This window comes from Pseudomonas sp. BT76 TE3572, assembly GCF_050435365.1.
Taxonomy (GTDB): domain Bacteria; phylum Pseudomonadota; class Gammaproteobacteria; order Pseudomonadales; family Pseudomonadaceae; genus Aquipseudomonas; species Aquipseudomonas fluorescens_W.
This window is the reverse complement of record NZ_JBNDKE010000001.1, coordinates 2,604,109-2,615,566: the sequence shown is the minus strand read 5'-3', so window position 1 is coordinate 2,615,566 and position 11,458 is coordinate 2,604,109. Positions and strand designations below refer to the sequence as shown.

At 61.6% G+C, this 11,458-nt stretch carries 10 protein-coding genes; 2 read left to right on the top strand and 8 right to left on the bottom strand.

Going from position 1 to position 11,458, the window contains the following annotated elements:
- Positions 1 to 76 precede the first annotated feature (76 nt).
- Together ABH912_RS11940 and ABH912_RS11935 are read left to right on the top strand one after the other, a co-directional pair.
- Positions 77 to 1,012, top strand: coding sequence for a chemotaxis protein CheV (locus ABH912_RS11940; protein WP_033059163.1), 936 nt, complete (start codon positions 77 to 79; stop codon positions 1,010 to 1,012).
- A gap of 90 nt (positions 1,013 to 1,102) precedes the next feature.
- Positions 1,103 to 1,909: an MOSC domain-containing protein gene (locus ABH912_RS11935; RefSeq protein ID WP_429510767.1), complete on the top strand. Its 807-nt coding sequence runs from the start codon at positions 1,103 to 1,105 to the stop codon at positions 1,907 to 1,909.
- A gap of 84 nt (positions 1,910 to 1,993) precedes the next feature.
- On the opposite strand, the gene ABH912_RS11930 is transcribed toward ABH912_RS11935, so the two are convergent.
- The 8 genes from ABH912_RS11930 to ABH912_RS11895 all read right to left on the bottom strand — a co-directional run bounded on the left by ABH912_RS11930 (position 1,994) and on the right by ABH912_RS11895 (position 11,297).
- The gene (locus ABH912_RS11930) at positions 1,994 to 2,278 is read right to left on the bottom strand and encodes a pyrimidine/purine nucleoside phosphorylase (protein ID WP_007940055.1); all 285 of its coding nucleotides are present in this window, start codon (positions 2,276 to 2,278) and stop codon (positions 1,994 to 1,996) included.
- Positions 2,279 to 2,347: 69 nt separating this feature from the next.
- Positions 2,348 to 2,890 carry an exonuclease domain-containing protein gene (locus tag ABH912_RS11925; protein WP_429510766.1) on the bottom strand — a complete coding sequence of 181 codons (543 nt, stop codon included), beginning with the start codon at positions 2,888 to 2,890 and terminating at the stop codon, positions 2,348 to 2,350.
- A gap of 71 nt (positions 2,891 to 2,961) precedes the next feature.
- Positions 2,962 to 4,923, bottom strand: a complete 1,962-nt coding sequence (locus ABH912_RS11920) for an acetyl/propionyl/methylcrotonyl-CoA carboxylase subunit alpha (RefSeq protein WP_429510765.1) — start codon at positions 4,921 to 4,923, stop codon at positions 2,962 to 2,964.
- A gap of 106 nt (positions 4,924 to 5,029) precedes the next feature.
- A complete protein-coding gene (locus tag ABH912_RS11915) occupies positions 5,030 to 5,827 on the bottom strand; it encodes an enoyl-CoA hydratase/isomerase family protein (RefSeq protein WP_429510764.1) in 798 nt (265 codons plus the stop codon).
- Complete coding sequence (gene atuD, locus ABH912_RS11910) at positions 5,824 to 6,981, bottom strand: citronellyl-CoA dehydrogenase (protein WP_429510763.1); 1,158 nt, start codon at positions 6,979 to 6,981, stop codon at positions 5,824 to 5,826. The genes ABH912_RS11915 and atuD overlap by 4 nt, the downstream gene beginning before the upstream one ends.
- Before the next feature lie 23 nt (positions 6,982 to 7,004).
- Complete coding sequence (gene atuC / locus ABH912_RS11905; protein ID WP_429510762.1) at positions 7,005 to 8,621, bottom strand: geranyl-CoA carboxylase subunit beta; 1,617 nt, start codon at positions 8,619 to 8,621, stop codon at positions 7,005 to 7,007.
- Positions 8,622 to 8,624: 3 nt separating this feature from the next.
- Positions 8,625 to 9,494 carry an SDR family oxidoreductase gene (locus tag ABH912_RS11900; RefSeq protein ID WP_429510761.1) on the bottom strand — a complete coding sequence of 290 codons (870 nt, stop codon included), beginning with the start codon at positions 9,492 to 9,494 and terminating at the stop codon, positions 8,625 to 8,627.
- 12 nt (positions 9,495 to 9,506) lie between these two features.
- Positions 9,507 to 11,297 (bottom strand): acyclic terpene utilization AtuA family protein, encoded by a 1,791-nt coding sequence (locus ABH912_RS11895; protein ID WP_429510760.1) that lies wholly within the window; start codon positions 11,295 to 11,297, stop codon positions 9,507 to 9,509.
- Positions 11,298 to 11,458 lie beyond the last annotated feature (161 nt).

Genomic DNA, 11,458 nt, shown 5'->3' with positions numbered 1-11,458 from the left:
AGGAGGGTCAAGGTCCGGCGAAAACAGCCGATAACCCCCTTTAGTGAATTCATCAGAACAAGCCCAGGAGTCATTGATGGCCGGCATTCTCGACACGGTAGACCAACGCACGCAACTGGTGGGTGAGAATCGCCTGGAAATTCTCATGTTCCGGCTGGCCGGACGGCAATTGTTCGCGATCAACGTGTTCAAAGTGCAGGAAGTGCTGCAACTGCCGAAGCTGACCCTGATGCCCCAGCGTCATCCATTTGTCTGCGGTGTGGTTAATCTGCGTGGCCAGACCCTGCCGGTGATCGACCTGTCCCAGGCCATCGGCATGCGTCCGCTGGTGCCAAGCCCGACCAGTACGATCATCGTTACCGAGTACAACCGTTCAGTACAGGCGTTCCTGGTCGGTGGTGTGGACCGTATCGTCAACATGAACTGGGAAGCCATTCTGCCGCCGCCGGCCAGCGCCGGTCGTCAGCATTACTTGACCGCTATCAGCAAGGTCGACGACCAGTTGGTGGAAATCATCGACGTCGAAAAAGTCCTGGCGGAAATCGTCCCGTACAACGCCAAGGTATCGCGCGACAAACTCGAAGATCCGGTTCTGGAACGTGCCCGTGGCCGTGAAGTGCTGCTGGTGGACGACTCGAACGTGGCGCTGTCGCAATTGCGTGACACCCTGGGTCAGTTGGGCGTGAAGATGCACATCGCCAGCGATGGCTTGAAGGCACTGAACATGCTCAAGGCCTGGGCCGATACCGGTGTGAACATGACCGACAAACTGCTGATGGTCTTCACCGACGCAGAAATGCCGGAAATGGACGGCTATCGCCTGACCACGGAAATCCGCAACGACCCGCGTCTGCGAGGCCTCTACGTGGTTCTGCATACCTCGTTGTCCGGCAGCTTCAACGACTCGATGGTCAAGAAGGTCGGCTGCGACAACTTCCTCTCCAAATTCCAGCCGGACAAACTCATCGATGTGGTGCGCCAGCGCTTGATGCTCGATGAAGTGCCTGCCTGATAACGGTGCAAGAGGCTGGCCTGAAGTCAGCCTTTGATTCGGCGATCAAGCTCGTATAGGGTGGCGTTTTTGCCCACCAGGGAGCTGGCCATGTTGCGTCTGAGCGCGCTGTATCGTTATCCGTTGAAATCCGGCAAGGGCGAGACCCTGCAGCAGGTCAGCCTCGACAAGCTGGGCCTGGACGGTGATCGACGCTGGATGCTGGTGGACGAGGCCAGCGGGCGGTTTCTGACCCAACGTGCGGTGGCGCAGATGAGTCAGCTGTCGGCGTTGTGGAATGCCGACGGTGGCTTGACCCTCAGTGCGCCGGGCCGCTCACCGATCGATATCGCCTTGCCTGCCAGCGACGCGGAACTGCGTGGCGTGACCATCTGGCGCGATACGTTGCGTGTGCCGGATGCCGGTGATGAGGCGGGTGCCTGGGTCAGCGAATTCATTGGCAAACCGACTCGCCTGGTGCAAGTCCCTCTTGAGCGAGCACGGACCACCCAGGCCGGCTATGGCAAGGATGACGATCAGGTGGCCTTCGCTGATGGCTTTCCGTTGTTGCTGATCGGCCAGGCCTCACTGGAAGACTTGTCGCAAAAAGTCGGCCGCCCGCTGGAAATGCTGCGCTTTCGGCCGAATCTGGTGATCGAGGGCAGCGAGGCGTATGCCGAAGATGGCTGGAAGCGTATCCGCATTGGCGATGTCGAGTTCCGCGTGGTCAAGTCGTGTTCACGCTGCATTCTGACCACCATCGACCCGCAAACCGGTGAGCGCAGCGAAGATCGTGAACCTCTGGCCACGTTGCAGAAATACCGCGCCGAGGCCGATGGTGCGATGTTCGGTCAGAACCTGGTCAACGACAGCAATGGCCAACTTGAAGTCGGTATGCCGGTGACGGTTCTGGAATAAGACAATTTGAACAACTGCCCTTGAATAAAAAGTGCCCGAGTCCAAGGACTCGGGCATTTTTTTGTCGCTGTGAAACCCAGGGTTTTAGCCGCGGTATTCGCACAGGTAAGCGGTGTCGACGGCCACTTTCAGCTGGAACTTGCTGTTGGCGGGTACGTTGAACTGGCTGCCGGCGGCGAAGGTTTCCCAGTCGCTGCTGTCTGGCAGTTTGACGGTCAGGGCGCCGGACACCACGTGCATGATTTCACGCTGGCTGGTGCCGAATTCGTATTCGCCCGGTGCCATGACGCCAATGGTCGCAGGACCTTCAGCGGTGCCAAAGGCGATCGACTTGACGGTGCCGTCGAAGTACTCGTTGACTTTAAACATGGGCGATTCCTCGAAAAGGGCTAAAAAGGGCCGGCCAGTATGCACAAGGCCCATGCTGGCGTCACCTCTCTAAGACGGAAGAACCAGTGGCAATAATCGTGCGGTATTGCGCGCATCTTCCAGCGCCCGATGTTGTTGGCCGCTGAACTGCATGCCCGCCAGTTGCAGCGCGGCGTTGAGCCCCAGCGGGCGTTCCAGCCGGCGAGCCTTGGCAAAGCGCTGTTTGAGGTTCATGTGCGGCACCCGGCTCAGGGCACTGTCGAGTTGCAGGCGCTCCCACTCCTGAACCAACTGTTTGCGATCGTAATCGCCCCAGCTGGCCCAGCCTTCGAGGAGCGAGTGATGCTGGCCGAGCCAGTGTTCGAACGACGCCCAGACCTCACTCAGAGGCTGCGCGGAGTCAATGTTGGCCTGGGTGATGCGGGTCAATTGCCGGCAAAACGGCGTCAACAAGGGCCGACGCAGCGGCTGGACGAAACGCTGGAAAGCATCCAGTTCACGCCCCTTGCGGTCCACCAGGGTGGCGCCGATTTCGATGATTTCCATTTCCGTTACTGGCCAACCACCCTCATCGGTGGTGGCTTCTAGATCAATGACCAGCCAATGAGGCATCGCAGGGTTCCTGGTATCCGCGTCCTGATAGGGCTTGAGCGTAGCCAAACCCGGCGGATCCGCCTAGCGGCTTATTCGACCTCCAACAAAATCTGACGATTTTTCACCTGGTCACCGACCCTGACCTGCAAGCGTTTGAGCACGCCGTCGATGCCTGATTTGAGCGGATGCTCCATTTTCATGGCCTCCAGCACGACCAACAACTGGCCTTTACTGACCGGGCTGCCCTCACTCACCAGCACGTCGACGATCGCCCCGTCCATCGGTGCCTTGAGGGTGCCGGTGCTGACGCTGGCCTGGCTGCTGACCAACGCCTGCGTCCGGTCCGCCAGCCGCACACTGCCGGGACGGGTGAACAGCCAGAGTTGCCCGGCCTCGAGACGGTAGGCATGACGTCGCCGGATGCCGTTGATTTCCAGGCTGGCCCAGCGTCCGTCGCACTGAATGACCTTCAATTCAAAGGGCGTTGTGCCGACTTGAATCCGATACGGCTCACCCGGCACAGCGTTCAATTCCACCGGCCAATCCTGATCCTCAAGGCCGATTCGATAGTGCAATGGCACGCTCGCGTTGTTGCGCCAACCGGCCAGTGGCGCGTGATGAACCTGCGCTGAGGCCTGATAGAACAGCGCAGCAGCGATGGCCAGTTCTGCGGCGCTCGGCACATGCGCATGCAGGCAGGGATGCTCGGCAAAGTGTGCCGGGATGAACCCGGTGCTGAACTCGCCACTGATGAACTGCGGGTGTTCGAGCAGGCTGGCGAGCAAGCGCTGATTGCTTTGCACGCCGAGCAGTACGCTGTCCTGCACCGCCCGCAGCAACTGGCGCCGGGCTTCTTCGCGGGTGGCGCCGTGGGCGATGATCTTGCCCAGCATCGGGTCATAAAACGGGCTGACGGTCTGGCCTTCGATCAGGCCATGATCGATCCGCACACCGCCCTGCAACGCAGGCTCCCAGGCAGTGATGCGGCCGGTTTGTGGAAGAAAACCGTGTGCCGGATCTTCGGCGTACAAACGGACTTCCATGGCATGACCGTTGAGCTGCACTTGCTCCTGGCGCAACGGCAGAGGCAGTCCTTCGGCGACGTGCAACTGCCAGGCCACCAGATCGAGGCCGGTGATCAATTCGGTCACCGGGTGTTCCACCTGGAGTCGGGTGTTCATCTCCAGAAAGTAAAACTGCCCGCGTGCATCCAGCAGGAACTCGACGGTGCCAGCGCCGACGTAATTCACCGCGCGACCGGCCTTGAGTGCCGCTTCACCCATGGCCTGACGCAACCCGGCGGTCATCACCGGGCAGGGCGCTTCTTCGATGACTTTTTGATGGCGACGCTGGATCGAGCAGTCGCGCTCGCCAAGGTAGATCAGATTGCCGTGCTGGTCGCCGAACAGTTGAACTTCGACGTGACGCGGGTCGATCAGCGCTTGCTCGAGAATCAGTTCGCCGCTGCCAAACCCGTGCAGCGCTTCGGAGCGGGCGGTGCGCAGTTGTTCGAGCAAATCATTGGCCTCGTGCACCAGGCGCATGCCCCGCCCGCCACCGCCGGCACTGGCCTTGATCATCAGCGGATAGCCGATGCGTGCGGCTTCGCGGCTCAGGGTTGCGTCGTCCTGTTCTTCGCCCTGATAACCCTTGATGCACGGCACACCGGCATCGAGCATGGCGAGTTTCGACAGGCGTTTGCTGCCCATCAGTTCGATGGCGTCAGGGCTGGGGCCAATGAAGGTGATGCCGGCATCCTGGCAGGCGCGGGCGAAGCCGGCGTTTTCCGAGAGGAAACCGTAGCCCGGATGGATCGCGTCAGCGCTCGTGCGCCGGGCGGCGTCGAGGATTGCCGGGATATTCAGATAGGACTGTTGCACCGGGGCCGGGCCGACGTTCACGGCTTCGTCGGCCATCTGCACATGCAGCGCATCGGCGTCGGCATCGCTGAAGATTGCGACCGTGCGATAGCCCAGGGCCTGGGCGGTGCGCTGGATGCGGCAGGCGATTTCACCGCGGTTGGAGATCAGGATTTTGCTGAGTCCGGGCATGGGATATTCCCTTGGTTTTTGCGGTGTATGTAAGGACCTATTCGCGGGCAAGCCTCGCTCCTACAGGTATCAGCGACTGTAGGAGCGAGGCTTGCCCGCGAAGCTTCTAAGGCGCCCACCCCGGTTTACGCTTTTGCACGAAGGCCATGGTCCCCTCAATACCTTCAGCCCCGGTCACCGCCTCGCTGAACCAATCGGCCGCTTCATCCAGCAACGCATTCGATGGCTGTCCGGCGCTCGCCAGCAACAGCTTTTTGGTCGTCGCATTGGCCTCCGGTGCGCAGCACAACACGTGGGCCAGAATTTCATCGAGACGCTCGGCCAACGCTTGCGCGTCATGCTCGACAAAATGCACCAATCCCATGCGCCGGGCGTGCGTGCCATCGAAACGTGCAGCGGTCAGCGCCAGTCGGCGAGTCTGAGTCAGGCCGATGCGCTGGACCACGAACGGCGCGATTTGCGCGGGCAGCAGGCCGAGGCTGGTTTCCGGCAGACCGAATTGCGCCTGGTGATCGGCCAAGGCGACGTCGCTGACGCAAGCCAGACCCAAACCACCGCCGAGCACCGCGCCTTGCAGCACCGTGATCACCACTTGCGGCGCGTGTTGCACCTCTTGCAGCAGCGCACCGAACGCGCGATTCAAGTCGCGATAGGCGGTCGGGCCTTGAGCGCGTGCGTTGGCCAAGTCCTTGATGTCGCCACCGGCGCAAAAATGTCCGCCCGCACCGCCGATCACCAGCGCGCGAATGGCTCGGTCGTCACGCACCGCCGCCAGCACCGCACGCAGTTCGGTGACCATCTGCAAGCTCATGGCGTTGCGGCTTTCGGGGCGGTTGAGGGTGATGTGCAGGACACCGTTATGCGGTTCGAGCAGCAAGGTCTGGCAAACCGGCAGGGTGCTCATTTCTTTTTCCCCGGCAGGATGCCCATGAGTTTGCAGATGATCCCCAGCATGATTTCGTCGGCACCGCCGCCGATCGACACCAGCCGTACGTCACGGTAAGCGCGGGCCACCGGGTTGTCCCACATGAAACCCATGCCGCCCCAGTATTGCAGGCAGCTGTCGCTGACTTCGCGGCCCAGACGCCCGGCCTTGAGTTTGGCCATCGACGCCAGACGGGTGACGTCCTGGCCTTTGATGTACTGCTCGGTGGCTTGATAGACCAACGCCCGCAGGCATTCGATTTCGGTTTGCAGTTCGGCCAGGCGGAAGTGGATGACCTGATTGTCGATCAGCGCACTGCCGAAGGTTTTGCGCTCCTTGCAGTACTCGATGGTGCTGTCGACGCAGTACTCCAGGCCTTTGATCATGTTCGCCGCGCCGAACAGCCGTTCCTCCTGGAACTGCAGCATCTGCATCATGAACCCCGCGCCCTCATGGCCGATGCGGTTGCGTTGCGGCACGCGCACGTTGTCGAAAAACACCTGGGCGGTTTCCGAACTGCGCATGCCGAGCTTGTCCAGGTGCGAGCTGAGGCTGATGCCCTGCGTGTTCATCGGCACCATGATCAGCGACTTGTTGATGTGCGGTTTGTCGTCCGAGGTGTTGGCCAGCAGACAGATGAAATCCGCGCTCGGCGAATTGGTGATCCACATCTTGCTGCCGTTGATCACGTAGTCGTCGCCGTCCTTGCGGGCGGTGGTTTTCAAACCGGCCACGTCGGACCCTGCGCCGACTTCGGAAACACCGATGCAGCCGACCTGCTCGCCAGTGATCGCCGGCCGCAGGAATTCTTCGCGCAGCTCATCAGAGCCGAAACGCGCCAGCGCCGGGGTGCACATGTCGGTCTGCACGCCGATGGACATCGGAATGCCGCCGCAGTGGATGGTGCCGAACTCTTCAGCCGCGACGATCGAATAGCTGTAATCGAGCCCCATGCCGCCAAACTTTTCCGGTTTGGATATCCCCAGCAGGCCGAGGTCGCCGGCCTTGCGGAAGATCTCGTGGATCGGAAAGCGTCCGGCCTTTTCCCATTCCTCGACGTGAGGATTGATCTCGTGATCGACGAATTGGCGGACGGTGCGGCGCAGTGCTTCGTGTTCCTGGGTGAAGATCATTTTTATTGTTCTCCTTATCGTCCTTAGAAGCGGGCTACACCAAAACTGTTGGATTGCAGCGGCCGCACTTCAGCCTCATGACAGATATCCAGCAAGTACCCGAGCAAGGTCCGGGTGTCGCGAGGATCGATCAACCCGTCGTCCCACAAACTGGCGCTGCCATAGAGCGCGGTGGACTGGCTGTCGAGTTTCTGCGCGGTGACCTGTTCCAGCATGTCGAGCATTTTCGGGTCGGGCACCAGACCGTCCTTGGCCTGTTTGGCCTCGGTGACGATCCGCAGCACTTTGCCGGCCTGGGCGCCGCCCATCACCGCCGTGCGGCTGTTGGGCCAGGCGAAAATGAAGCGGGGGTCGAGGCCGCGGCCGCACATCGCGTAGTTGCCGGCGCCGTAGGAGCCACCGACGACGATGGTCAGTTTAGGCACGCGGGCATTGGCCACCGCTTGAATCATTTTCGCGCCGTGTTTGATCACGCCTTGCTGCTCCGACTCGGTGCCGACCATGAACCCGGTGGTGTTGTGGAAGAACAGCAGCGGGGTCTTGCTCTGGTCGCAGAGCTGAATGAACTGCGCCGCCTTGCTCGCACCCTTGGGCGTGATCGGCCCATTGTTGCCAATGAATCCGCAGGCGCGGCCTTGAATCTGCAAATGGCCGCAGACGGTTTGCTGATCGAACTCGCCCTTGAACTCGAGGAAGTTCGAGCCGTCGGCAATCCGCGCGATGATTTCGCGCACGTCGTAAGGTTTTTTCGCGTCGTCAGGAATCAGCCCGAGCAACTCGTCGATGGGGTAGAGAGGTTCCTCCCACCGACGTTCGGGTAACCAGGGCAACTGATCATTCCACGGCAACAGGCTGACAATCTCGCGGACCTGGCGCACGCCATCGGCATCGTTCTCGGCCAGGTATTCAGCGGTGCCGGCGATTTGCGCATGCATCTCGGCGCCGCCCAGCGCTTCATCGGTGGCGACTTCGCCGGTGGCAGCCTTGAGCAGCGGCGGGCCGGCCAGAAACAGCTTGGCCTTGCCACGCACCACCACCACGTAATCCGACAGCCCCGGCTGATAGGCGCCGCCCGCCGTGGCCGAGCCATGGACCACGGTGATTTGCGGCAGGCCCATGGCCGACATCCGCGCCTGATTGGCAAAACTGCGGGCGCCTTCGACGAAAATCTCCGCTGCGTAATTGAGGTTGGCGCCACCGCTTTCGGCCAGGGTGATGACCGGCAGTTTGTTCTCCATGGCGATCTGTTGCAGGCGCAGGGACTTTTTCAAACCGCTGGGGGAAATGGTCCCGCCCTTGATCGCACTGTTGTTCGCCACCACCAGCACGCGCACGCCGGACACGTAGCCGATCCCGGCGATCAATCCGCCGCCAGCCGAACTGCCGTCTTTGTCGTCGTGCAGTTTGTAGCCAGCCAGGCTCGCCAGCTCGAGGAACGGGGCGCCTGGGTCCAGCAGCAGATTGAGGCGTTCCCGGGGCAACAATTGCCCGCGCTTGTCGAACCTGGGTTTGGCTTCGGCTGCCTTGTTCAGCAGGTTCTGTTCGAGCTGGCGGACCTGTTCGATGCCGACCAGCATCGCCGCGCGATTGCGGGCGAACTGTTCGCTGAAGGGGTCTACTTGCGACTGAATCACCGGCATGGCTTATTCCTTATCCTTGAGGACGTCCGGCAAATAGGCGCGATGGAAGCCGTTATACGACTCGCTGATCTGCGCCTTGTGTATCGGCCAGGCGCGCCCGCCCAGGCTGGCGGCGCCGTCGATGCGCAAGGTGCTGCCACTGACAAACGCCGCAGCCGGGCTGAGCAGGAAAACAATCGCCGCGCTGACTTCCGATTCGGTACCGATGCGTTTCAGTGGAACGTGCTCACGCAGCGTCGGGATCACCGCTTTGAACGCGCCTTCGTAGGTGTCCATGCCACTGGACGCGATCCAGCCCGGCGCCACGGCGTTGACCCGCACCCCGGCATAACCCCATTCGAACGCGGCGGTCTTGGTCAGGTTGTCCATGCCCGAACGCGCCGCACCCGAGTGGCCCATGCCGGGCATGCCGCCCCACATGTCGGCGAGCATGTTGACGATGGCGCCGCCGTGTTTGCTCATGGACTGGTTGAACACTTCCCGGGCCATCAGAAAGCCGCCCATCAGGTTGGTGCGCAGCACCGTATCGAAGCCTTTTTGATTGATCGACGCCAGCGGCGACGGGTACTGCCCACCGGCATTATTCACCAGACCGTGTATCGGTCCGTACTTGCGGATCAACTCGCTGACCACATGCTTGACCGCTTCTTCCTCACGAATGTCGCAGACCATCCAGTCAGCCTTGCCGCCATCCTCGGTAATCTCGGCCGCGACGTTTTTCAGCTTGTCGGCCTTGCGCCCGAGCAGCAGCACATGGGCGCCGAGGGCCGCCAGTTCGTGAGCGGTGCAACGGCCGATGCCGCTGCCGCCACCGGTGACGATGATGTTTTTGCCTGCAAACAAATCGGCTTTGAAAATCGAATCGTATGCCATGGCGACAATCCTCTAGTTGACCTGGTCGGCGATGCGCTGAGGCACCGGTATCTGGATTTCCAGCAGTTGCTGGGCGAAGGCCTTGCCTTGCGGATCGATCCGCAGGCTGGCCACACCACCGCCTCCCAGGGCGTTCTCCAGCAGAAAATTAAGGCTGTGGGTGCCCGGCAGGTACCAGCGTTCGACACGTCCATGGATCGGGTCGAGGACGTGACTCATCCAGTCGACGATCACTTCCGGGGTCAAGGCTTCGGCAATCCACGGCAGGTACTCCGGCTTGCGGGCCATGACGCCGATGTTGCTGTGATTGCCCTTGTCACCGGAGCGCGCCACAGCGAGTTTGACCAGGGCCACGCTGGCATCGGCCCGGTCTGAGGGTTTCGGTGGGGCGCACGCTACGGGCAAGTCGGCGGTGTCGAGCACATCCACGGCGGGCAGGGCGCAGGGGTGGCGCTGGCCCTTGAGATCAATTTCCAGCGTGCAGGCGTTTTTGTCGATAAGGAACGAGAACAGCCGGATCAGCGGATACACCGTCGGCCGTCCACCGACGATCCCGGTCAGTCCCGGCGCCATGCCGGTGGCGGCCTGGGCGATCTCACGGGAGAACACAATCAGCGCCTGTTTACCCGGATGACGCACCGCAAGTTTGATCACCACTTCGCGGCTGTCCTGGCGCTGACCGTGGGGGCCGTAAGTGGCTTCGCTGCCGAGCAGTTCGATGTTCACTTCGCTGTAGGGGGCCCAACCGCGCTGGCTGAAGATTTCCGACGTCTTGTTGATGATGGCTTCGCTGACTCGACGCGCCTTGTCGACCGCATCGATCCCGGCGATCAGGCAACTGGCGGTGCAGCGGAAACCGTCCGGGTACGTCGCGCTGACCTTGTACTGATCGGTCGGCGGCAAGCCTTTTGCGCCGTGCACCCGAACCGCGTTTTTGCCTTGTTGCACGAGTTTGACTTCAGTGAAATCGCAGACCACGTCCGGCAGCAGATACGCCTGCGGGTTACCGATTTCATACAGCATCTGCTCGCCGACCGTCAGCGGTGTGACCAGCCCGCCGGAGCCTTCGGGTTTGCTGACGATGAACTGGCTGTCGGCGCTGACTTCCACGATGGGGAAGCCGATGTGTTCGTAGTCGGGCACCTCGTGCCAATCGGTGAAGTTGCCGCCGGTGCACTGGGCACCGCATTCGATGATGTGCCCGGCCAATGCGGCCTGGGCGAGTTTGTCGTAGTCGTGCCAGGACCAGCTGAATTCATGCACCAGCGCGGCGCTGACCACGGCGCTGTCGACCACGCGTCCGGTGATGACGATGTCGGCGCCCAGACGCAGGGCTTCGACGATGCCCGGTGCGCCGAGGTAGGCGTTGGTCGAGACACACATCGGCGGCAAAGGCGCGCCGCTGAACATTTCATGGATACCGCGGCTGCTCAGCTGTTTGAGCTGCGGCTGCAGGTCATCGCCCAGCAGCACGGCGATTTTCAGCGTTACCCCGGCCTTGTCGCAAGCCGCTTGCAGGGCGGCGGCGCAGGCTTGCGGGTTGACCCCGCCGGCGTTGCTGATGACGCGGATGTTCTGTTCGGCGAGTTGACCCAACAGCGGGCTGAGGACTTCGATGAAGTCGCTGGCGTAACCGGCCTGGGGATCTTTCATCCGCGCGCCGGCCATGATCGACATGGTGATTTCGGCCAGATAATCGAAGACCAGATAGTCCAGGCGCCCACCTTCCACCAGTTGCGCGGCGGCGGTCGAGGTGTCGCCCCAGAAGGCGCTGGCGCAACCGATGCGGATTGTTTTTGCCACAGTCGACTCCATAACCACCCCTGACAGAAGTACATCGAGACTACCAAGCAAGCGCTTGGTTTGTAAACGGCTGAAATATCTTCTGCCCGAGCGCTTGCTTGGTCGCTCCGGCCAGCTTAAATTGCCCGCGCAACCCCGCAGTTTTAGCGGTGAGCGGCGTA